At 66.7% G+C, this 22,470-nt stretch carries 16 protein-coding genes and 2 pseudogenes; 5 read left to right on the top strand and 13 right to left on the bottom strand.

The window, feature by feature from the left end:
- The first annotated feature begins 5 nt into the window (after positions 1–5).
- Entirely contained in the window at positions 6–1,100 is a 1,095-nt protein-coding gene (gene aroF, locus ACYVF7_RS33390) for a 3-deoxy-7-phosphoheptulonate synthase (protein ID WP_460348546.1), read from the top strand.
- A gap of 43 nt (positions 1,101–1,143) precedes the next feature.
- Positions 1,144–1,878 carry a hypothetical protein gene (locus ACYVF7_RS33385; protein WP_460348544.1) on the top strand — a complete coding sequence of 245 codons (735 nt, stop codon included), beginning with the start codon at positions 1,144–1,146 and terminating at the stop codon, positions 1,876–1,878.
- A gap of 400 nt (positions 1,879–2,278) precedes the next feature.
- Here ACYVF7_RS33385 and ACYVF7_RS33380 read toward each other — a convergent pair whose 3' ends face one another.
- The gene (locus ACYVF7_RS33380) at positions 2,279–3,094 is read right to left on the bottom strand and encodes an ADP-ribosylglycohydrolase family protein (protein ID WP_460348542.1); all 816 of its coding nucleotides are present in this window, start codon (positions 3,092–3,094) and stop codon (positions 2,279–2,281) included.
- Positions 3,075–3,677, bottom strand: coding sequence for a recombinase family protein (locus tag ACYVF7_RS33375; protein ID WP_460348540.1), 603 nt, complete (start codon positions 3,675–3,677; stop codon positions 3,075–3,077). Before ACYVF7_RS33375 ends, ACYVF7_RS33380 begins: the two co-directional genes overlap by 20 nt.
- Before the next feature lie 227 nt (positions 3,678–3,904).
- Here ACYVF7_RS33375 and ACYVF7_RS33370 point away from each other — a divergent pair, with 227 nt between their 5' ends.
- On the top strand, positions 3,905–4,483 hold the full coding sequence (locus ACYVF7_RS33370; RefSeq protein ID WP_460348537.1) for a hypothetical protein: 579 nt from the start codon (positions 3,905–3,907) through the stop codon (positions 4,481–4,483).
- Between the two features lie 175 nt (positions 4,484–4,658).
- Here the strand turns inward: ACYVF7_RS33370 and ACYVF7_RS33365 are convergent, their stop codons facing one another.
- The 8 genes and pseudogenes from ACYVF7_RS33365 to ACYVF7_RS33330 form a co-directional block, all read right to left on the bottom strand.
- On the bottom strand, positions 4,659–5,084 hold the full coding sequence (locus tag ACYVF7_RS33365) for a Tn3 family transposase (RefSeq protein ID WP_460348535.1): 426 nt from the start codon (positions 5,082–5,084) through the stop codon (positions 4,659–4,661).
- On the bottom strand, positions 5,047–7,689 hold the full coding sequence (locus ACYVF7_RS33360; protein WP_460348533.1) for a Tn3 family transposase: 2,643 nt from the start codon (positions 7,687–7,689) through the stop codon (positions 5,047–5,049). Before ACYVF7_RS33360 ends, ACYVF7_RS33365 begins: the two co-directional genes overlap by 38 nt.
- 120 nt (positions 7,690–7,809) lie before the next feature.
- Complete coding sequence (locus tag ACYVF7_RS33355) at positions 7,810–8,091, bottom strand: ADP-ribosylglycohydrolase family protein (RefSeq protein ID WP_460348531.1); 282 nt, start codon at positions 8,089–8,091, stop codon at positions 7,810–7,812.
- 892 nt (positions 8,092–8,983) lie between these two features.
- Positions 8,984–10,522 carry a DUF2207 domain-containing protein gene (locus ACYVF7_RS33350; protein ID WP_460348529.1) on the bottom strand — a complete coding sequence of 513 codons (1,539 nt, stop codon included), beginning with the start codon at positions 10,520–10,522 and terminating at the stop codon, positions 8,984–8,986.
- Between the two features lie 172 nt (positions 10,523–10,694).
- A complete protein-coding gene (locus ACYVF7_RS33345) occupies positions 10,695–10,940 on the bottom strand; it encodes a hypothetical protein (protein WP_460348527.1) in 246 nt (81 codons plus the stop codon).
- 19 nt (positions 10,941–10,959) lie between these two features.
- On the bottom strand, positions 10,960–11,946 hold the full coding sequence (locus ACYVF7_RS33340) for a WD40 repeat domain-containing protein (protein ID WP_460358252.1): 987 nt from the start codon (positions 11,944–11,946) through the stop codon (positions 10,960–10,962).
- Between the two features lie 60 nt (positions 11,947–12,006).
- Positions 12,007–12,543, bottom strand: a pseudogene (locus ACYVF7_RS33335) (WD40 repeat domain-containing protein); the annotation flags it as partial.
- Positions 12,515–14,299 (bottom strand): annotated as a pseudogene (locus tag ACYVF7_RS33330) (WD40 repeat domain-containing protein); the annotation flags it as partial. The pseudogenes ACYVF7_RS33330 and ACYVF7_RS33335, both read right to left, overlap by 29 nt.
- A gap of 65 nt (positions 14,300–14,364) precedes the next feature.
- On the opposite strand from ACYVF7_RS33330, the gene ACYVF7_RS33325 reads away from it, so the two are divergent.
- Positions 14,365–15,801 (top strand): NF041680 family putative transposase, encoded by a 1,437-nt coding sequence (locus ACYVF7_RS33325; RefSeq protein WP_460339899.1) that lies wholly within the window; start codon positions 14,365–14,367, stop codon positions 15,799–15,801.
- A gap of 787 nt (positions 15,802–16,588) precedes the next feature.
- On the opposite strand, the gene ACYVF7_RS33320 is transcribed toward ACYVF7_RS33325, so the two are convergent.
- A complete protein-coding gene (locus ACYVF7_RS33320; RefSeq protein ID WP_460348525.1) occupies positions 16,589–17,965 on the bottom strand; it encodes an outer membrane protein assembly factor BamB family protein in 1,377 nt (458 codons plus the stop codon).
- Between the two features lie 403 nt (positions 17,966–18,368).
- On the opposite strand from ACYVF7_RS33320, the gene ACYVF7_RS33315 reads away from it, so the two are divergent.
- Positions 18,369–19,439, top strand: a complete 1,071-nt coding sequence (locus ACYVF7_RS33315; RefSeq protein WP_460348523.1) for a VOC family protein — start codon at positions 18,369–18,371, stop codon at positions 19,437–19,439.
- Between the two features lie 64 nt (positions 19,440–19,503).
- Here ACYVF7_RS33315 and ACYVF7_RS33310 read toward each other — a convergent pair whose 3' ends face one another.
- Together ACYVF7_RS33310 and ACYVF7_RS33305 are read right to left on the bottom strand one after the other, a co-directional pair.
- A complete protein-coding gene (locus ACYVF7_RS33310; protein WP_460348521.1) occupies positions 19,504–20,886 on the bottom strand; it encodes a hypothetical protein in 1,383 nt (460 codons plus the stop codon).
- A 93-nt stretch (positions 20,887–20,979) separates the two neighbouring features.
- Entirely contained in the window at positions 20,980–22,353 is a 1,374-nt protein-coding gene (locus ACYVF7_RS33305; RefSeq protein WP_460348519.1) for a tetratricopeptide repeat protein, read from the bottom strand.
- Positions 22,354–22,470: the final 117 nt, after the last annotated feature.

The following is a 22,470-nucleotide window of genomic DNA, read 5'->3' as shown; positions in this document are numbered from 1 at the left end:
TCTCCGTGATCGTCATCATGCATCCCGACGCGGCCGTCCCGCAGATCCACACGGTCATCACCGTGGCCGTCTCGGCCAGCATGAAAGCCCGCGTCAGCCACGGCCAATCCAGAACCATCATCGGCGTCGACGGCCCCGCCACGCCCACCCTTGAAGCCCGCATCCGGCGCCTGCGCGGCGTCGCCGACGTCGTGCGGACCGCAGCGCCGTACGAGCTCGTCAGCAGTGAACACAGCCGGGACCGTTCGGTCGTCCGGGTCGGCGGGGTCCCGATCGGTCCCGGCACCATGACGCTCATCGCCGGGCCCTGCGCGGTCGAGACGCCGGAGCAGACCCTCGGGGCGGCGCGGATGGCCCAGACGGCCGGCGCGACCCTCCTGCGCGGTGGCGCTTTCAAGCCGCGCACCTCCCCCTACGCCTTCCAGGGACTCGGCGAGAAGGGCCTGCGGATCCTGGCCGACGTGCGCGCCGAGACCGGCATGCCCATCGTGACCGAGGTCGTCGACGCGCGCGACGTCGAGCTCGTCGCCTCCTACGCCGACATGCTCCAGGTCGGCACCCGGAACATGCAGAACTTCGCGCTGCTTCAGGCGGTCGGCGGCGCCGGCAAGCCGGTCATGCTCAAGCGCGGCATGAACGCCACCATCGAGGAGTGGCTGATGGCGGCCGAGTACATCGCCCAGCGCGGCAACCTCGACATCGTGCTGTGCGAGCGCGGCATCCGCACGTTCGAGAAGGCGACCCGCAACACCCTGGACATCTCGGCCGTCCCGGTCGCCCAGCGGCTGTCGCACCTGCCCGTCATCGTCGACCCGTCGCACTCCGGCGGGCGGCGCGACCTGGTCCTGCCGCTGACCCGCGCGGCCATCGCGATCGGCGCCGACGGCGTCATCATCGACGTGCACCCGCACCCGGAGAGCGCCCTGTGCGACGGCCCGCAGGCCCTCGTGGACGGCAACATCCAAGAGCTGGCCGCGACCGTACGCGACCTGCCGCCCGTCGTCGGCCGACGACTCGCGACCGGCGCTGAGGTCTCCCCGCAGACAGCCACGCCAGCCGCGCTGGGCGACCGGACCGAGATGGCGGCGATCCGCAACTGACCAGGTTGACTCCACCACCCCAGCCCGAATCTGGGAGGACCACATGGAATATCCCGAAGGCCCCAACGCCGACGGCAAGGCCGCCACCGCGCTCGAAGACGCTGACGTCCAGCGCATCTGGCGGGTCGTGGAATTCCTCCGCTCCCAGACCAGGGCCGACCTGCTTACCGAGATCCTGCCAGCGACGACGCCCGCCCCCGTCGTCGCTGAGATCGCGCGGCACACCCGCGTCGCGCACGTCTCGGTCCTGGTTTTCCCGTCCGGGCCGGGATCGGTGGCCGCGCAGCTGACCGCCCTCGGGCTGACTCCGGGACCGCCATGGCCGAGCCCCGTCGTGCGCGGACGGCTGGCCCGCAGCTACGGCCTGCCCGAGGCGGATCTGCACGTCCAGATCGTGCACGCTGCGCTGCCTGGCGCCGACTCCCATGCCACCGACCTCGAGCTGGTGCTATGCCCGATCCCGGTCCGTTCAGGTGATCGATTCCGACGCCTGTTGCGGGACGAACGCCAGGCCGATTATGAGACCTATTTCGCGCTCCAGATCCTCGCGCCCGAGCCGGATCTGACAGGGCGGCTGTGGGAACTGCTCACCGGCCCCGCGGGGATGACGTCCGACGGCGGCGGATTCATCCCCTCCTCGGGCCCCGCGACCGCCAGCCCAGGCGGCTGTACCGCGCTGTACCTGCGTGCCGGCGGTCTCATCAGCCCCCGCGGATGGCTGCGCAGGATCAAACTGCTCCTCGATGGCCATCATGACCCGCACATGGGCCGGCCATGAGTGAGCCGCCGCACGAGGAGATCCGGGATTGGCTGGCCGAGGTCACTGATGGCGAAGCACTACTGGCGGACGGTTTTGAGTCGGCGCTTATCTTCCCTGTCAAGTCCTTGTGTTCAAACTGAGGCTGGTGTCGGCGTACGGCTTCCAGCACAGAGCCAGGTACAGGTAAACGTGTAGGGGCGATCGGTGTCTCCGGAAACGCGCGAGTTCGTGGATTCCGGCATGCAGAAAGCCACGAACTCCTGCGTGGGTGAAGCGGAGCGGCGGGGTTCGGTGCGGGTTAGCCTACGAGGAACACGCGGCACTACGAACCGGTGGACAAAGGCACGCCAAGGAAGCACTGCTCGCGGGCGTACGTAATCGACCGTTTTGGGACGGTTCCGGGAGATATGGTCGGCAGTCACGTGTCCCAAGTAGCACCGAGGGCTAGCAGGCGGTCGCGGTATTCGATGTCTCGCACCCATTCCTTGGGCCAGGCGTTGGCGCCGTGGTACGCGCCGGCGAAGGCCCCGGCCAAAGCGGCGATGGAGTCGGAGTCGCCTGAGGAGTATGCCGCTCGCCGGACCACCGCCGGTGGGTCCTCGGGTAGTTGCAGGAAGCAGTACAGGCCGGTCGCGAACGCCTCCTCGGCGATCCAGCCCTCGCCGGTGGCCAGGCACGGGTCGATCTCCGGGTCGGCAGTGGCCAGCGCGGCCTCCAGGCGGTCGAGCAGGGCCAGACATTCATTCCAGCCGCGGGCGGTGTATGAGGCCCGGTCGGGGTCGTGGGCGTGCTCGGCCAGATCTCCCAGCCAATCGGCGCGGTAAATGGAGCGGGTCTGGTAGGCGTACTCGCGTAGCAAGGGCAGCAGTTCGGCAGGACCGGTGCCCTCGGCCAGTAGCCAGATGGTGTGCGCGGTCAGGTCGCTGGCCGCCAGCGCGGTCGGGTGGCCGTGGGTGAGAGCGGACTGCAACTGGGCGGCGCCCGAGCGCTGCTGCCGGTCCAGCCCGGGGATGAGCCCTACCGGCGCGACCCGCATATTCGCCCCACAGCCCTTGGAGCCGACCTCACTCGCCGCCTGCCAGGTACCGCCACGGCTCAGTGCCTCGCACGCCCGCAGGCAGGTCATCCCCGGCGCGCGGTTGTTCTCCGGCGAGCCCCACCACTGGGGTCCCGGTAGTCCTGGCCGAAAAACCAACGGATATCGCTGACCTGCGCTAACGCGGAGGCTCAGCATCCGTCGCCCCTGTCGTCTTGGTGCGGTCCAGCACGCGGTAGACGGTCGCACGGCCGATGGAGAAGACCTCCATGAGTTCGGCGATGGTGTAGTCGCCGGTGGCGTGCATACGCACCAGTTCGGCTTGCTGACGGGCGGTGAGCTTGGGCTGGCGGCCTTTGAGCTTGCCGCGGGAGCGGGCGATGGCCATGCCTTCGCGGGTGCGCATCTTCAGCAGATCGGCTTCGAACTCTGCGAACACGGCCAGCATGTTGAAGAACATCTTCGACATCGGGTCGGCAGGGTCGTAGATGCTCCCGCCGAGGGAGAGGCGGACGCCACGGGCGACCAGGGTGTCGCCGATGTCGCGGGCGTCGGGGACCGATCTGGCGAGCCGGTCGAGTTTGGGGACGACCAGCGTGTCGCCGGCGCGCACGGCGGCCAGGGCTTGGTCGAGTCCGGGCCGGGTGCGGTTGGTGCCGGTGAGTCCCTTGTCGAGGTAGATCCGGCCGTCCGGGACGCCGAGCGAGATGAGCATCTCGTGTTGGGCGGTGAGGTCTTGCAGGACGGTGGAGCATCGGGCGTAGCCGATCAGTTCTCCCACCCGGGGAGCGTACCGTTTGGCCTCCCATCACCGGACACTTTCGCGGACCATCTATATGAGACAGCGTTCCCGCAGGTCGCGTGCTCGCGAGACGGCGGCTTCAACTGTCTCGTTGAAGGATCCTCTAACGGACACCCCATATAGCAGCCAGGAAGTTCCGCCGTGCACCGCCTGCGTCATGTTGAATGACATGTATCAGCGACCATGATCCTGCAGAATGCTTGATCATGGCGGTGCTGCGCATGGTGCATGCTGGGGCGATACGCTCCACCACACCGGAGAGCTCTTTCAAGGAACGGTACGTCACCAAGGGATGGCGCGCTGTGCTCACTATGGCGCGGGCAGGGCGTGGACGATGCAGTTCGCTTCCAGGTTCGTTCATCGGAGGGCCTGCCGTTGCCGTTGCTTTGCTGGCAACGGGGTGTGCGCCTTCTCATGTGTCACTGCAGACTCAGCCGAGGGACCTGCAGACCGCTCGGGCGCTCGCCAGAACAATCGCAGATCAGGCGCACTGCCCTGACTTCGAGGACGAACCAACCGGAGAAAAAAATCACTGGTCCTTCAAGTGTGAGCGGTCCGTCGAACATTCCTTCGGGATCGAGACCTACACCGACCCCGCAAGCGCGGATCGAGTGATCAAGCAGCTGACGGCATTGAAGGAACCGTTCAAATCCGGAAAGTTCTTCCTTGTTTCGGAGGACATCGTGGCAGGGCCCAGCAAGCCGCCTCCTGGCGCTCCGCCCGGTCCCCCTAATCCGCCCTCGGATCTGGAAGCCTTTCCAGGCGATCTCACTGTCCCTCGTTGAAAACAGGCGGAGGTCCTGGGGGCTGACGCTCGATCAGGCACATGCTTGTCGCGGAAGTCTCCCGACGTCCATTACGAAGCATCAGTACTACCTCGTACGGGTACCGGTACTGGTTTCACCGAACATCTCGATGCCCGTTCAGCCGGACCAGCAACCTATCCCCCCGATCCCCCGGTCACCGCCACCGGCTCAGGTCTGGTGCTGCTGGGCGTAGCGGTCGCCACCCGCCGGTGTCGAGTTTGGCGAGCTCGGCTTCGACGTCCACAGTGATGACGCCGAAGAAGTTGACGTTTTCGCTGTGGGCCGGGGAGATGTGGGCCAGGATCTCATCAGGCACGTCGCGGCCGCCGGCGCGCAGGTCTTTGACGGCCAGCTGGTAGTACTCGGTCGTCCAGGTGATGACCGCGTTGGTCAGCACGGTCAGGCACCACGCTTGTTCGGTCTGGTCGGTCAGATGCGGCGCGGTGACGGTGCCTTGCTGGGCGTAGTGCAGGTCCCGGCGCAGCGCGTGCAGGCTCTCGCCCTTGTTCAGCTGCCGTCCGATTCGCCGGCGGTAGGAGGGATCAGACAGGTACTTCGCGGCGTGGATCGTACGGCGCAAGGTGCCCCATTCCTTCAGCCCCGCCGCCAGGGTGTTCTGCCGGGAGGCGGCCGACCACCAGCGACGCGGTGGCCTGCCCGTATTTCAAGGATCCGGCCATGCGCAGCAGGTCGGGCCAGCACTCGGCGACCAGCGCTTCGTTCCAGCGGGCGCCCAGCAGTGGACCGGCGTGCGGGTACTTCTTGGTGATCTCGGTCGGTGTGTCGTCCCGTACCAGGGTGATCTTCCCCAGATCCCGGATCCGCGGCGACAGCAGCTTCCCCACCAGATCGAACAACGCGAAGTTGATGAGCGTGACTCCGTGGGTGTCGGTCGCGTGCTCGTCGATGGGAAGGTCGGTGGCGTTGCCCAGCAGCTCATCGAGTACGAACTGGGCCTCCCGCTGGGTCGGGATGAGGATCTTGGTGCCGTAGGTGGAGTGCTGGTCGGACACGTGGGTGTAGGTGGACAGCACCTTCCCGCCGTGGATAGGCATCTGTCGGGCGGTGGTCGACTTACCGCGCACCGGGAAACGTTGCCCGTCGGAGGAGGACATGGTGCCGCCGCCGAACACTCCTGCCAGCTCCAGGCCGTGGTGGTGGTTGATGATGCAGGTGTTGGCCTCGCGCAGCGTGTCCTCGCGCACGTACCACTCGGCGGTCCAGGCCAATACATCGTAGGGGAGGCCGCACGCCTCGCTCATCCTGGCGAGGCCGAGGTTGGTGGCCATCGCGATCAGCACGGCCAGGATGTTGCGTTTCAGCTCGGCAGACTTGGCCTGTTTACGCCCTCCGGCGTGGGTGAAGCAGTCCAGGAACCCGGTGCGTACGTCCAGCTCGATCAACAGCGAGGCGATCGGCGCGAACGGCAGCATCCCGGCCAGTTCGTCTTTCAGCTCCCTGGCCTCGGCGGGGATGTCCTCGGCCGTGAGTTTGGGGATCACCAGCTTGTCATCGCCGTCCAGCCGGACCGCGCCGGTGTCGTCCGGCGCCGCGCTGGCCAGGGTTATCTCCAGCTCGGCCAGCGCGGTGTGCAGCTCCTCCTTGCCTTGGGCGATGGCATCTTCGGGTTTGGCCGGCTTGCCGACCAGCGTGCAGAACGCGGCCTGCCTGGGCCGCCACTGCTCAGGCGTGTACAGGTACGTCGAGGGGTCGGCGTACCGCCGCGACCCCGGCACGAAGATGTCCCCGGACCGGAGCCCGTCCCGCAGACCCAAGATCACACACAGCTCCCAGTAGTGCCGGAAGGAGGTGTCATCCCCGGCCTTACGCGCAGCCTCCAGATAGCTGGCATACCGGGCCGGAACGAACGAGACCGGCGCATCCTCAGGCACCTTCCGGCCGCCGCCGACGTTCAGGTTCTTCAAGATGGCCACCGCGGCCATCAGATCGGCCGTGCCCGGGCCGCCCTGAAAGTCGATCGCCGCCAGCACGTTCGGGGTGAACTGCCGCAGGTAGGAATACGAGGCGTGCATCGCCGACAACCGGCCATGGTCCTTGGGAAGCGGTCGCCACTCGCCCGCGACCGCATCCCGTAGCCTGCTCATCCCGATCCGCTCCCGCAACAAGCCACCGACCTGCTCATCCGGGATCGACGGGTCGGCCAGCACCGGCAGGATCACATCCATCAAAAGCTGACGGGTCTCGCCCTTCTTCGCCCGCTCGACCAGCGCCTCATCGGTCTTGGTCTTGGCCCGCGACTCCCGCGCCGAGACCGCCTGGTCGAACAACGAGACGACCTCATCCAGGAGGTCCACCGCCGACTGCGCCGCCACCGCCAACAAGATCGGATACCGCCGCTCGGGATCGCGGCGCTCCAGCGCCTGATTGGTGGACCGGCGGCCCACCGTCGCCAGGAACCGGCGCCGCTCGGTCGGCAGCGCCGACAGATCCAGCAGGTGGGCGTCCATCCCGCGCAGCCACTCCAGCTTTTCGATGGCGGCCTTCACCGACTTGGCCGTCGCCTCCACCGCTGGCGTGGTCAGCCACGTCAGCGGCGTCATGCCCCGCCCGACGTCGACCACCAGCATCCGGTCCAGATCGCTGCAGACCTGCTCGGTCAACAACTCGGCCACCGTCTCATGGGTGAGGTCGGTGGCCCCATTGCGAGCGGTGCCGACCATCTCCATCAGGGTGACCACACCTGGCCGGATCACCTTCGCCGCGATCAGGTACTCCCGCGCCAGATTGAACAACAACGTCGGCGAGTCGTGCTCCATCGCCCGGTCCAGCAGGAACTGCTCCAGCTCCTTGAACGCCGCGCTGCCCGGCGAGGCATGCTTCCACCCCAGATATCCCGCCACCGACCGCAGGTGATCGGTCCGGGTCTGCTCCCGCCTGCCGTACTCCTTCAGCACCTTCGGGTCCACGCCCAGCCGTTCCGCGAGCCGGGCCACCGCCACCGGCGGCGCCGCGCCCACCTCATCCGGCACGAACCCAAGCCACGGCAACGTACACAGCTGAACAGCAAGCCCCAGGCGATCCGCCGGGCCCCGCCCGCGGCCCGGATCGATGAACGCGACATCAGCCGGCGTCAGCGTGAAGAACCGGATCAGATCATCCCGGCCGATGTCGGGAAACGACCGCAGCTGCTCCAACTGATCACCAGAGAACAACCGCGTCGCCACCGACCACCTCCACGACGTACCGGACAAACGGTACGAACCGTAGCGGTCGTGATCACAACGCCCCGACACCACCCCCGCGTTAGCGCAGGTCAGCGATATCCGTTGATTTTCCGGCCAGGACTACCGGGACCCCCACTGAATGAAGCGTTCACGGACCGGTGGCTCCATCCTGCCTGCTGTCAGCGGGCTGGCCGCCAGCGCTTCGATCAGCCCCTCGCCCAGTGCCAGGGTCATCTGCGTGTCATCGGTGACGTACGCCCGCCCCGAGGACAAGGGCAACGGCATCGTGCGCCAGGGGCCGCATTTGGCGGCGATCTGCGCGATGTCGTTGAACTCCGTCGGAAAGCCCATGGCATCCCCGATCGCCAGGCCCAGCAAAGCCCCTGTCGCCGCCCGCTTCACGTGTCCCTCACTCCCTGATCGCCCCCGGCGGACAGTCTCACCGCCCGCAGGAACCCAGTAGTTGCCCGTCCGGAGCACTTACGTCAACGCCAGCAGATGCTCACCGATGTCGGTCCGCTCCCGTGCCCACACCGCCTCATCCGGTGACGGTCGCCGGAATGCTCGGCTACCACACCGTCCACGCCGAAGCCCTCGCCGCCGAGACCGGCAGCACCTGGAAGAAATACGCCCCTGGAGACCACGATCGGTGACCACAGACCGTCAGGCTCAGGAACTCAGATCACCCGATCGCAAACTCCAACCAGTAGCCCTGATCAACCGCAGGAGCAGAGCACAGCTCAGCGCGCCTGCGGGCCCCACCACTTGGGTGGCAGCGGGTCGGCTGGACCCGATGTCGGCTGATCGGGATGGAGTCCGAGTCGTCGCAAGACGTCCGCGCGAACGCGGACGACGATCGTGCCGTGCCAGTGCCCGTCGGAACGCACACCGCACATATGGTCGATCCGGACATCGTGTTCGGCGAAGGGGTACCAGTCGATTCCCCGGTCACGCAGTCAAACCGACACCAACTGGCCGGGCCGCGGGCAGCCGGCGACGTTCTCGAAATAGAAGAGGGTCGCCCAGTCAGAGGTGTGTCCGTTCATGGCCGCCATCATGCCGCATCACGAGCAGCTGCCGCCTATGCGAGAACCAGCACTCCAGCTCGATGGGTTGCACGGAGTACCGAGCAGAGCAACTCCGCTTGCCCGCCGCACTGCCGATGATTACGCAGGATCACCATCGGGCTGCCGTAGCTGAAGAATTCAGACCACCCGATCACAGACTCCTACCAGTAGACGGGCCGAGCCCGAAAGGGTCGGCGGCATGGGGTGAGAGCCCGGCTCTGTCCGGATCACCAGCCGCCGCCACCCCCGCCACCGTCGCCGCCGCTCGACCAGCCGCCGCCCGAATCCCCGCTCGACCAGCCGCCGCCCGAGGTGCCCAACGCAGCCGCCACATAGGCCGTCTCGGAGGACGATGACGAGCCGATGAAACCGAACCGCCGCGCGCCAGACGCCTCCCGAGGCCGGGGCGCGACCATGCCGGCCAGGCGCTTGATCCTGTTCGCCGTCTCGCGTTCGTCTGAACCCTCCACAGGGACGTACCAGGACAGGTCACCCGCGAACTCCTCGAAGACCTCTCCCCAGCCGCGGGTATTCTGGAACGCGACCGAGTACGGAAACACGCGCGAGGCGAGCCCGGCATACGACGGCTCGCGCCAGGTGCGCAGTGCCTCGGCGTACGCGTTCACCTCGGCCCTCGCCCGCGCACCGGCGGCCGTACGCACGGACCGTCGGCCGGCGAACCAGGCGAAGCCGGCAACGGCGAGGAACATGAGCGCTGCCCAGCCGAGACCCCTCGTCGGTACGCCCGCGACCGATGCCGTCACCGTGGCCGTGAGGAACAAGGCGATCGCGGTCACGACGAGACACGCCGTACCAAAGCGCTGGGCGCCCCGCCGGCGGCGGAACCAGCCCCGCTCGCGGGCCTCCGCGCCGAGCAGGTCATAGACCGCGTCCTGTGCCGCCCAGCGGTGCCCGGTCACGGACACTCCGACCGAGTCCCTCGTGCCGAGCAGGCCCGCGATCGTCTTGGCCTCGTACGGCGCCAGGCCGCTGGACGGCCGGTCGCCGCGGACGACATGCTGTGAGACCCGGTCACCGTCCTCGTCCGCGTCACCGGCGGGAAGCCGCGGGACCCGGCGTGGCAGGAACAACCAAGCGAGCAGCGCCGCGACGCCGGCCGCCACCAACGCGAGGACGCCGCCCAGCGCCGAGAGCGCGAATGGCGCCCGCCGCGGCTCGTACGGCGGCGGCGCGACGCTCATCCCGGCCTTGGGCAGGTCGACCTTGACGGTGACGCCCTCGCCTGCGGCCAGTCCCGGCCGGGTGAACGTCACGTTCGAACCGTCCGGCGGCCCGCCTGCGCAGGCGGTGGTCGAACCCGTCGCCCCGTACCGGCAGGTCGCGGAGGCGATGCGCACGGGAGCCGACACGTTCACGGTCACCGCTCCTACCGGGACCGTCCACTCTGTGCCGACGGCGTTCCAGCTCAGCTCGTTCGCGGTGCCGCGGGGGATGAGCGCGCGCGGGACGTCGTAGTCGATCACGTAGGTTCGCGACCCGGACACTGTCACGTTCGGGTTCCCGACCCTCAGGACCGTGCGGTCGCCGGAGGTCGTGACCGCGAGATCGCCCGGGGCGGCGCCCTGGACCCGTACGTCGCGGATCTGGATCACCCGGTCGTGCCGGGAGTCGACCTGGCGGCGCAGCGGGATCGTCCGTACGATCCCGTGCCGCGCCGTGTCCTTCCCGAAGCGGTAGGCGATCGTCTCGGTGACGTGCAGGTCGCCGTTCTGCCGGACCTGCAGGCGCACACCGTAGGAGTCCACGCGCTCCTGCTCGGCGGCGCCGTACGCTGGCGCGGCCGAGCAGGGCCAGCAGCAGCCCGAGCACGGCCATGACACCCGACCGCAGCACCCGTGATCCCGGAATGGGCCACCTCCTCGATAGCCCTTTTCGACTCGGAAATCCTGCCGGTGGTTCCCCCGGGCCGCAAGCCGGTCAGGCGTCCGGGGCTCCGGCCTCCAGGAGACGGCCCCCGGCCAGGCGCAGCCAGCGGTTCACCTTCTCGGTGAGGAACCGTTCGTCGGCGTTGGTGCGTTCTACATGCCAGCGCTGGCTGGCTTGGATCGGGGCCTTGTTGCCTTTGTGGGCGATCTCGCTCTCATGAGACAGTCGACGGTTCTGGCTCCTGTGATCATGCCGAGCTGGTTCTGGGCGAGCGATGACCACCGCGCGGGAACTCATCGACTCGTTCGATCCCGGGTCAGGCTTCGTGGTCGACCCGTCGGATCTCCAAACGGGCCACCGATGTCCCTGCGAGTATCCAGATCTGATCGTTGGAGGGCATGGTCAGCGCTCGGATGGTCTGATCGTCCTTCCACTGCGTGACTGCCGCCGTGGACACGGCTTCCCAGATCCGCACGGTCGTGTCCTGGCCGCCGGTGGCGAGGAGAGTGCCGTCAGGGCTGTAGGCGACGGCGTTGACGGGGCCCGTGTGACCCTCGAGCGTGGCGTGCTGGCCGGAGACGAGATCCCAAATCCGCACGGTCGTGTCCTGGCCGCCGGTGGCGAGGAGAGTGCCGTCAGGGCTGTAGGCGACCGCGTTGACGGGGCCCGTGTGACCCTCGAGCGTGGTGCGCTGGCCAGAGGTCAGGTCCCAGAGATCGATCTTGCCGTAGGCAGCGCAAGCCAGCTGGCTGCTGTCGGGGCTGTAGGCCAGTGCCTTGATCCAGTCGTCGGACCCCTTGAGGATGGTGTGCTGGCCGGTCGTCGGATTCCAGATCCGCACCGTCCTATCGGTGCTGCCGGTGGCGAGGTGGTTGCCGTCGGGGCTGTAAGCCGCCGAGAGCACCTGGCCGTCGTGTCCAGTGAGGACGGTTGGTCGGCCGGTCGCCAGATCCCACACCTGAACCGTCCGGTCGTGGCTGGGGGTGCTGAGGTCCACGTCGTCAACGCTGTAGGTCACCGCGATCGGCGAGTCGACGTGACCGGGAAGGACGGAAGCCTGTCCTGCGGTCAAATTGATCGTCAGAGGGCCCGTGAGGGTCCGGCCGCTCGTCGCTAGCCGGCTTCCGTCGGGGCTGAAGGCGATGACGGTCACCGCCTGGTTGCTTGCGGGGAGAGTGGTGTGCCGGCCATCTGGATCACGTATCTGAATCGTCGAGTCGTCATTGCCGATAGCGATGCGGCCGCTGTCCGGATGTAGCGCGAGTGCGGTCGCGCGAGCTTGCTCGGGCGCGACGTGGTCCACCGTGTCCGTCGCCCACACTCGGATCACCGAGTCCTCGCTTCCGGTGGCGAGTCGAGATCCGTCAGGACTGAAGGCAATCGACGATATCGGTCCGAGGTGCCCGATGAGCGTGCGGTACAGACCGGAGGCCAGGTCCCAGATACGGACAGTCCGGTCCTCGCTTCCGGTGGCCAGCCGGGTGCCGTCGGGGCTGTATGCCACTGCGGTCACGATGCCGTTGTGTCCGGTAAGAGTGGTGTCCTGGCCGGTGGTCAGGTTGTATACGGAGACGGTGTGGTCGAAGTGGCTGAAGGTGAGGTGGGTTCCGTCCGGGCTGTAGGCCATTGAGGGAATCCAGCCGGATCGCTGGGTAAGCGTGAAGTTCCGGCGGTCGTGCAGACTCCAGATCCGTACCCTTCCGTCGCTGCTTGCAACAGCGAGGTGTCTTCCGTCTGGGCTGTAGGCCAGTGAGCAGATCCAATGGGACCGCTGACCGAAGACGGGGGTCCCGGTCAGCCCCTGCGGCTGTCGAGACGGACGGCTGGGCGAGGGTGAGGTACCGGCCACCGGACAGGTCCCGTACTCGTACCGCTCCGCTGTCGTCTCCAGTGGCGACATGGCTCCCATTGGGGCTGTGGGCCACCGCGGTCACAGGGTCCTCGTGGCCGGTGAGGGTGGTCTCCTGCCCGGTGGCCAGGTCCCACAGTCGTACCGTCAGGTCTTTCTCCACGACGGTGAGCTGGGTTCCGTCCGGGCTGTAGGCGACCGATCGCACCTGCTCGCACTGTGCGCTGACGCCCTCGCCGGTGGCCAGGTCCCACACCCACACGGTCCCGTCGTGGCTTCCGGTGGCGAGGTGTGCGCTGTCGGGACTGAAAGCCACCGACGATACGCGTCCGGCGTGAGCGGCCAAAATGTGTTCGAGAGGGCTGGTGACGGGGGTGAGGGAGTCTGAGGTGAGGGGTGCGATCCATCGCCCGCTGTGCGGTGGGGTGAGGTTGGCGGCCCATGCGTCGATGGTGGAGTCGGGGTGGCCAAGGAGCCGCCCCGCGAGCTGGCTCGTGAGAAAGCCGGGACTGAGCGCGAGCGCCGTGGTGGAAATGGCGAGCGCGCGACGAATGGCCCGGGTCAGGGAAGTAGGGGCCTCGGCGTAATCGACGAGGAGTTCGGGGAGGCTCGCCGTGGAAATCCGGTGGAGCATCCAGCGCGGATCGGCAAGGAGGTCCGCAAGCGGGTCCGTTTCACCGGCTTGGTGGAGGTGCCAGGCGAGGTTCTCCGAGATGTAGCGGTCTTCCCTGGCCGCGTCGACCCAGCCTGCTGGGTGCCGGGTCCGCCAGCCCGTGATCAGGCGCCGATGGGCGTTCTGGAAGTCGGGGGCGTCGGGATGCTGACTCATCGCGTCGTACTGAAGGTCGTGCGCGATGAACCAGTCGTCGCTGCCGGAGAGCAGTGAACGGCCGCAGAACTCCTCCAAGGCCTCAGACAGCGCATAGGGATCGGGCAGGGAATCGGCCCATAGCGCCTCGGTAGCCGAGCGCGGGAAGGCTCCTCGACCGGCGAATACGGCGAGTTCCAGGTAGCGGTCTCGCAAACGCCCACCGATTCTCGCCTCACCGGGCACCTGGAGGGGCAGATCGTCGATTCCAGCGTCGATCGCGGCTCGCAGGGTTCCGTATCGGTAGGCCGGAACGAACTGACCCGAGATCCGCTCCAGGTCGCGGTCCACCAGCGCGATTACTTCCTGCGCTAACCGGCCTCGAGCGATCATGGCCCCTGCCATGGCAATTCCGAGCGCGAGATCTCCCAGCCGCGCGCACAACGCTCGCGCGTCCGATTCCGACACCGGCTGGCCAGAGGTCCAGCGCTCCAAAAGCGCCAGCGCCTGCTCCCGGGTCAGTTCGTCCACGGCGATCTGCCGGGCGTTCACCGCCCGGGCCAGGTCGCGATTGCGGGTGGTGAACAGCAAGGACGTTGCCCCGAGGCCGGTGAAAGCACGCAACAAAGCGTCATTCCATACGTCGTCCAAGACGATCAGCAGCCGCGAGCGATCCAGCAGTGTCGTCACCGCGTCTCGCGCCTCACTTACGCTCGGATACACGGCATTCTCATCGCCGAGCCGGTGGCCCAGCTGGATGAGCAGGGACAACGGATCCACCGACGGTCCGGCGGCCAGCCAGGTCACCTGCCTGAAGCGACCACGAAACCGCCCCCTGACCAACGGAGAATGCGCCGCGGCGGCCGCGAGTGTGGACTTGCCCGTTCCGCCCAGGCCGACGAGTGCCACCGTTCGCGCCCCGCCCCTAAGCTTGTTCTTTAACCTGCACCCTCGGTCGGCTCGTTGAGCCGGCCGGGGGTTTTGGTGTTCGGCGGACAGCAGAGCGGCCTTGGGTTGATCATGTGCGCTGTCGAGACGCTGATGATCAAGCCAAGGCCGTGAGGATGAGTCTGCTGGATGACGCTGCTCGCGTCGAGTCCTTGCCCGTGTTGTCCCGATTCCGGGGCGATTTCTATAACTGCCTGACCGCCCGAGCGGACGCGCTGTTCGAGCTCACCGATGCGCTGCTGTGCGCCGATGGAGCGGTCAGGTCGCTGGTCGACCTGACGCTGACGCCAGAGCATCGCCGTGGACACGGCGCGTTGTATGACGGGTTGAACTCCGGCCGCGTGGACGTGGCCAGGCTGCGGTGGGCGCTATCGGCGCTGCCACTGCCGCGAGCCGCCGATGGCCGGATCGTGCTGGCGGTGGATGTGTCCCCGTGGCTGCGGCCGGACGCGGCGACCAGCGCGGACCGGCTGTTCTGCCACGTCTATGGGCGGGCCAAGACCCAGTCGCAGTTCGTTCCGGGCTGGCCGTACTCGTTCGTGGCCGCGTTGGAGACTGGCCGCACCTCCTGGACGGCGGTGCTGGATGTGGTCCGGCTCGGCCCGGTTGATGACGCCACCGCCGTCACCGCCGCCCAGCTCCGCCAGGTCATCGAACGGCTCCTGGACGCCGGCCAATGGAAGGCGGGAGATCCAGACATCGTGATCGTGGCCGATGCCGGATACGACGTCACCCGGCTGGCTTTCCTGCTGGCCGACCTGCCCGTGGAGTTGCTGGGCCGGATTCGTTCGGATCGAGTGCTGCGGCTGCCCGCGCCGCCCCGCGACCCTCACTTCATCGGCCGTCCGCCCAAGCACGGCGGGGAGTTCGCGCTCGGCGACACCGCCACCTGGCCCGCCCCGCACCACACCACGACCACCCAGACCACCCGGTACGGCACCGCGACCGCGATGTCATGGGACCGGCTCCACCCACGTTTGACCCACCGCGCCGCCTGGCTGAAGCATGGCGGCCCGCTGCCCATCGTCGAAGGAACGCTAATCCGCCTGCAGGTCGAGCACCTGCCCGGCGACCGGGACCCCAAGCCGGTCTGGCTATGGTCCTCAGCCACCAGCACGAGCTCTGCTCACCTGGACCGGCTCTGGCAGGCGTTCCTGCGCAGATTCGACCTGGAGCACACCTTCCGCCTGTTCAAACAGACCCTCGGCTGGACCACCCCGAAGATCCGCACGCCCGAGGCCGCCGACCGGTGGACCTGGCTCGTCATCACCGCCCACACCCAACTCCGGCTCGCTCGACACCTCACCGAAGACCTCCGGCGCCCCTGGGAACGACCCGCCGCACCAGGCCGGCTCACCCCGGCCCGCGTCCGGCGAGGCTTCCGGAACATCCGCGCGACCATCGGCTGTCCGGCCAGCGCACCGAAACCCTCAAAACCCGGCCCGGGCAGGCCACCAGGCTCAAAGAACCACCGCCCAGCACCCGTCCACGACGTCGGCAAAACGATCAAACGCGAGAAAACCCTCACCGCCCGCTTCGGCCAGGCAGGTTAAAGAACAAGCTAAGCGCCGAGCCCACCGTCGCCAGCAGCTCCGGGCGGTCCACATACCGCGGTTCCAAGCGCGGAGGCTCGCCCCAGAACCCCGCGCCGCCGGCCAGCGCACGCCTGCGCGTGCCGTCCCGCCAGGCCACGAGCAACTCGCTGACAAACGATCCGGCTGCCCCCGCCGCGATCGCGACCACCACGGCTAGTGGTTCCCGAACCCACGGCGGCCAACTCTCGGGAATCCAAGCACCCGCAGCTGCCAGCGCGCCGCTCGCCACCACGAGGAAAACCCACCACGCCACCCGGCGCCGACGCCCCATCACGTCAGGATCGACCAGCTCCGCCGACTGAGCCACCCAAGCCAGCGAGTGAGCCCTGATCGTGACCGGCGAAGCCGACCGCGCGGTCGGGCACCAGCTCTCCTAAGCTCGGCCAGGCACTGGCGCGGGCGGAAGGACGGCGCTGAGACATCCGCCGACCATGGGGAGAATGGATCAGTTTCAACCTCACGGGCGCCTACGTTGGGCCCACGACGCCCGTCTATGCCGTCATCAAGCGCCAGCCGATCGTCGACCGAGACGACTGACAACACACCGATCGTTTCGGTCGCGTTCACCTAGCCGATGCCGCTGGCGTCGGCGTGTGCGGAGTCCAACGTGCTGCGTCAACGGCTGGCCGACCTGAACGCACGTTGCTGTTTCAACTGTCATGCGCCGAAGGCCGAAGTCCGCATTCCAGCCGTGCCGGACTCGGAGAGCTGAAGGAGGCCGCGGCGTGCCGGGGGCGTCGAGTGGTCAGGAACGTTGCCCAATGGTCACTGCACGGATTGCGTTGCGATCAGGCCACACGTAACGCTCTCCGACCCGTGTGCCTGCGAACGTCGGCGTGGTCGGTGGAACAGGAATGGCCTCACCTGAGGTGTCGCACGGCCAGAACCGGCGGGTGACGTAGCTGGACCACCCCGTCGCCTTGATGGTCTGGGAGGGGCGGACGCCGTGCTGATCGCTGCACCATCCAGAGGCCAGCGCGCCGGTCACGGCCCGGACACCGTTGTCCAGATCCAGCCGCATCAAGCCCTTGGGGGAGTGCACGAGGTACGTCGTGTCGTCGATCCGGAGGGTGGCATTTGCCGTGGAGAACAGGCCGGGTATAGCGCTGGCGTGCCATGACCAGCGGATGCGCCCCGTGGCATCGAATCCTTCGAACGTGACGTCCACCCCGGACACGCGCGGTCGCAGGTTGGGACCCCATTCGACAGATCCTGAGGTGCGGCACCACATCGGGTGACGCGGATCGAAGTCGATCCCTCCGCAGATGGTCTCCACACCGGTGCGGGACCACAAACGACGTCCCGTGGCCGCGTCGAACGCGGCGACGGCGCCGGCTCCGAGCTGTTGGACATGACGGGGCGTCGGCGGATCCTCACGGTGCCCGAGCCAGCCGATATAGCGGTCGCCCTGGCGTCGGATGTCCCAGCCAGCGTCCACGGACAAGCCGTCTCGGCCGAAGACCTCCGCTGTTGAGCGCAGCCACACGCGATGGCCAGCCGCGTCGACGCGCATCAGTCTGCCCGAGTCCGCGGCATACAACTCATCTGAGATCCGGCGGCCATCACCGACCTCGCGACGCGCCACGACCCGCCCGTCGGCCGCGTCAACCACCACGAGCTCGGATCGGGAGAAATCGGCGTGCGTCGTCACGAAGCAGACCCGCTGGCCTTCGGCGCACCACTGCAGCTGAGCGATGATGCGCTGCCCGGGCCTCCCGTACGACCACAAACGCCGACCTGAGCCGGGATCGACCGCCAGCACCTGGGCGCCACCGAGTTCATAGACGCCGGACGACGCGATGAAGACGACGACGTCATCCCGCGCGATCAGGTCCAGGCCTTCACCACCGGCGAGGTAGGACGGGGTGGCTGCGTGCCGCCACCTGATCCGTCCCGTGTCGGCGTCGAGGCCGATCGCCGCGAAGTGACCCGCGTCGTCGAGTGCGTAAGCGACAAAGCCGCCAGGCACCGATCTGACGGCACTCGCCGGAGTGATCCTTACGGTCCACGCGGACGTGATCGCTGCAGGCGAGCCGCCGGGCGAACGGCGTGCCGGGCGCTCTTGTTCATGGATGATCCCGCACCCGGCGAGAAAGATCAGCGCTGCGGTGGTCACCGCCACCGCCCTGAGTATTCGCATACAGGGGACAATAAGAATGCTGTATCAGCAATGGATAAGGCGATGGTCAGCGAACAGTGCTGGCATCGTTAGCAACAACGCGAGTTATTTCGAAGCCGACGATGCGTATCTTCGACTCAGAACGAATGTCTGCGGCACCAGCATGTTCCGACAGGAAAGCGGATCTGCAGCCGCTGCGGCGATCGGACACGCGAATTTGTGAAAGCAGTCGTGAGCTTACGCTGCCCTGACGGCCCGCTGATCGCCATCTCGTAGCGTCCGGCCACGCCTGGGGTCCGCCCAACGACCATCACCTCGGGCCGTCAGGTGCCCGGCGCGCGGCTGAGGCCGCAGCCGGGCACCTGGACTAAGACCGACGTCGCGCGACGGCGCACAGGGAGCCCCGATGCAGGGATTCGCTTTCGTTGAACTCTACGTCAGTGACCGTGTTGCGATGATCGCTTACTTCACCCGCGGCTTCGATCTCATCGTGGCTGCTGAGGCCGACATGAGCGACCGTCATTCGACGTTGCTGCGCGGCAACGGACTGCAATTGATCATCACCGTGCCGCGCGGGGACGCCAGCCCGGTCACCGAATGGCTCGCCGAGCACGGCGAAGGGGTCGCCGATGTCGCGTTCTATCACCGGGAGATCGCGTTGGCCGCAGCGTCCGCGTTGCGGATAGGGCTGCCGGTCCTTACGCCCACCCAGCCCACCGGAACTGGCTGCTACACAGTGGTGATGGCGGGACTTGGATCGGTCTGCCATACCCTCATCGATCCGGTCGACGCCACGGCGCCCGTTGCTCCGCCGGGCCGCCCCTGGCGCTGGAACGCGGTTGGCGGCCGGATCTCACGATATCTACGCGCCATCGACCACATCGAATTCTGTACGCAGCCTGACACTTTGCAGCCCACCGTCGATATTTATCGCCAGGTGCTCGGTTTCCGAGAGGGGCCGCGCGAGCAGATCCGTGTCGGGCAGAACCGCGTCAACATGTGCGCCATCCACGATCGCGCTGGTGCCGCGACGTGTCTGTTCACCGAGCCGGCAGAACAGGACAACCGAAGTCCTGCAGCGGAGTTCCTGCAGAGTAATCACGGGCCGGGCGTGCGTTACTTGGCGTTTTCGACATCATCTATCGCCAACGCGGTTCGCGCATTCAAGACCAGAGGTGTGGCTTTCCAGACTACGCCGTCTACATATTATGATCAGCTGGTCTACAGTATGGCCGATCGGACCGAAGTGATGATCCGGATGAGGGATCTTCGAGGGACTGGCGTCCTGGTGGCCAAGGATGGTAACGGAACTTTTTATCAGGCGTATGCCCGATCGCCGCATCCGCGCCGTACAACGCTCAACTATCAGATCGTTCAGCGAGAAGGCGGGGCCCGGGGTTTCGGGGCCGCCAATCAGGTGGCGTTGTGGAACGCGACCGCGACTGACCTGGCTGTCATGGAGGAGCAATTCGGTTAGCCGAGTCTTGCTCTCTGCGCTGCAGCGCGATCTCCGGCGGATGCCGAAATTTTTGATCCGCAGACTACAGATACCGTATGCGGGCGCCGGTGACGGTACCGCTCGCAGGAAGGCTGTAACTGGCCTGCTGGCTCCGGCGCGCCGCGCGGGCAACGTGGCCGGCGGCCTGTTCCGCTGCCGAAGCGCCCTCCTCCATCTTTGCGACAGCGGTCATCGCGTCGGCGAGGTACCGGGCAAGCTCACCAGCGGGGTTACTGATGGATCTAGACTCGAACATTTCCCACACGGCGGTCAGCTCGGCCATAGCGCCCTCAACGTCGCCATTCGCCGCCAAGGTTTCGCCCAGGGTGGTTCGTGCCAGTGCCTGAAGGCTTCGCGGGGCATCGGCGGCGTCGAGCATGAGCTCCTGGCAGTCCCGCAGCGCACCTTTCACGTCTCCAGCAAGAATCCGGCACCTCACCAGCAACACCGTGCAGGCGACCGAGATCTCCGGGGACGCTGCCGCCGACGGTCGGTGATGGTGCAAGATCGCGACGGCCTGCGCTCCGGTCGCTCGATCACCAGTGCTCAGCAGCAACGTGGCCCACCGATGCGCCGGAGCAAACGATGGCGCGCTGCCGTCGATGCGTGCTGCCTCATACGCCTTGCGTGCATGCTTATGGGCTTCCCTGAGATCGCCTCGGCCGATCGCGGTTCGCGCGATCTCCCACAGCGCCGGCTCCTGCAGTCGGTGAGGGATGTGCCGGCTGTCAGCCACTCCCCGCAGGGTCAGCGCGAGTTGGTCCGCCTCCGTTCGCTCCCCGAGTGCGTTGTAGGCGGCCAGCAGTTCGGCGGCCAGGACGATGTAACTGCCGGGGCGATGCTGGGCGGGGACGTCGCCGATCCTGTCGAGGGCGGTGGCAGCGACCGCGGCGGCGCCGCCGGCGTCGTTTCTCCGGCGGTGACATCGGGCGAGAAGAGCCTGCATCGACGCCCAGGGCGGATCGGTGACGGCGACGTCTTCGCGCAGCCGCCGCAGACGGTCCAACGCTGCGTCTATGTGACCGGCGGCCTCGTACGCGCGGGCGGTTCCCAGAACGGCGGCCTGGTGCAGCGCTGTCGTGATGATGACCGCCGGGTTCTCGGCGAGCAGGCCGTAACGCTCCAGTGCCGCCGCCGTCGCTCCGTGATCCAGGAGCTGCTCGGCCTGGGCGAGCTGGAGGCGCAAGTCCCGTCGCTGTCCGCCGGGGATACCGTTTTGGAGATACTCGGTGCGACAGCTCAAAACGCAGGCGAGCCGCTGAAGCATCTCAGCGTCCGGAGTGTGCAGGCCGGCCTCGATGGACTGGATGAGGCCGGCCGCTGTGGCGTCACGAGCTCCAAGGTCATCGATCGCCAAATCCCGTGCAACGCGGAGGCGCCTGATCCGCGGTCCGATTCCGCCGTCGTTTTGTGGCTCGCTGGTCATCCGGCCACCGTAAGCAGCCGTCGTTAGGCGAGCATCAGCGGCAGATCTGGCGGCGAGGTTGACAGGAAAATAGTTCCGTTGAGAAGGGGTGGGCTATGTGGCTCTGGTCTGCTTTGCATCGGCCGAGGCGTGCGGAGCGACGTTCAGATCCGGCCGGATGAGGTAGACCGTTGATTTCTGCCTGTTTTTAATGTTCGCGGCCCTGCGATTTGCTGCGACTCTCTTATCCTTGTTGCCCATCTTGCCGTAGATTTTCCCGATTTTTGATGTCCAGATATCGGCGGCTGTGGAAATGAGCCCTGACTCTTCCAAGAGCCGGGCGGCAGTCTTGAACTTATGCAGGGCGGGTTCATAACGCCCCTTGGCGGCCAGTGCGTCGCCATGTGCGGCCAAAGCGTGACCACAAAGAGCCGGCGGCGCGCCTGCAACAAGCTTCATGAGCTTGTCGCAACGTGGCAGCGCGTGAGTCGCCGCCCCAGAGTTGATTTCCGTGCGTACCAGCAGGATCAGTCTTGCGATCGAGACATCCGGTGATCGAGCGGGAGTGAGCAGGCTCTTGCGTACGGCGGGAAGAGTACGAAGCGGGACGCGTGGATTCCTGGTTTCCAGCAGCAGGCCGGTATAGCGGGCGATCACGTCCTTATCGTCGATGAGCTTATTGATGGAGGCAAGCTTGTATGCTATGTCAGCCCACTGGACGACGTTCTCAACATCACCGAAAGTTGCGGCGCTTCTGGCCGCGCGGTCGTAAGTCATAAATCGAAGTGGTGTGGGAGAATCTACGGAGAAATGATCGATCAGCTCGCGGGCTAGGCTGATGGATCCTTTGCGATCCGACCGGGCCGTTTTTGCGGCGAGAAGTTGAACACCGATGACGATGCGGTTTCGGAGACGCAGATGCTCTATCGTGTTCTCGAGTTCATCCATGGCGCGTTGGGCGACAGCTTCGGCTTCGGCTGGATCGCCGCTTCGTCGATGACAGCGTGACAAGCCAGCATGCGCATCGGCCCAATGCCAGTCACTCGGCGTTGCCGTGGCGATCAATTCCTTCAGTACGTTGATCGCCGAGGTGAAATCGCCCGTGCCCTCATAACAAAGTGATGCGCCGATCATCACGTCACGATGGACTTCTGAGAGCAGGTGTACAGCGGTGTTGTCTAGAAGAGTTTGATAGCCCTTCAATGCGGCGGGGAAAGATCCCGAATAGGCCAATACTCCTGCTTTGGCGAGGGCCGTCTGCAAGTCGTTCCGAACATGTGCGGGTACGCCGTCCGTAAGATAAGACGGTGGGCACTTAAACTTCATGGCAAGTGAGCGGATAAGCTCGGCTGGCGCACTTAGCGTGCCCGTTTCAATCGCTACGATTTCGAATTGGGTGGTATCGTCTCCAGCGAGCTGTGCGCGGGTTAGGCCGCGCGCGATCCGTGCTCGCTCGATGCGCTGTCCTATTTCGGTGTCAGTACTCAATTCTGCCTTCTATCCAACGGCATGTTTCAGATGAAACGTGGTGCGCGTGTTTGAGCGTCATTACGCTCGTCCCGTGGGTGAGGTGCCAAGTTGGTTTGTAGACGCCGCTCGAGTGGA

The organism is Actinoallomurus acanthiterrae (assembly GCF_054775715.1).
This window is presented reverse-complemented; position numbering and strand designations above follow the sequence as displayed.

Bases quoted from the DNA above. Each gene is read 5' to 3' on its own strand.
- ACYVF7_RS33385 (WP_460348544.1), top strand. From the start codon at position 1,144: ATGGAATATCCCGAAGGCCCCAACGCCGACGGCAAGGCCGCCACCGCG.
- ACYVF7_RS33380 (WP_460348542.1), bottom strand. From the start codon at position 3,094: ATGCTGAGCCTCCGCGTTAGCGCAGGTCAGCGATATCCGTTGGTTTTT.
- ACYVF7_RS33370 (WP_460348537.1), top strand. From the start codon at position 3,905: ATGGCGGTGCTGCGCATGGTGCATGCTGGGGCGATACGCTCCACCACA.
- ACYVF7_RS33345 (WP_460348527.1), bottom strand. From the start codon at position 10,940: ATGAGTTCCCGCGCGGTGGTCATCGCTCGCCCAGAACCAGCTCGGCAT.
- ACYVF7_RS33325 (WP_460339899.1), top strand. From the start codon at position 14,365: ATGAGTCTGCTGGATGACGCTGCTCGCGTCGAGTCCTTGCCCGTGTTG.
- ACYVF7_RS33315 (WP_460348523.1), top strand. From the start codon at position 18,369: ATGCAGGGATTCGCTTTCGTTGAACTCTACGTCAGTGACCGTGTTGCG.
- ACYVF7_RS33310 (WP_460348521.1), bottom strand. From the start codon at position 20,886: ATGACCAGCGAGCCACAAAACGACGGCGGAATCGGACCGCGGATCAGG.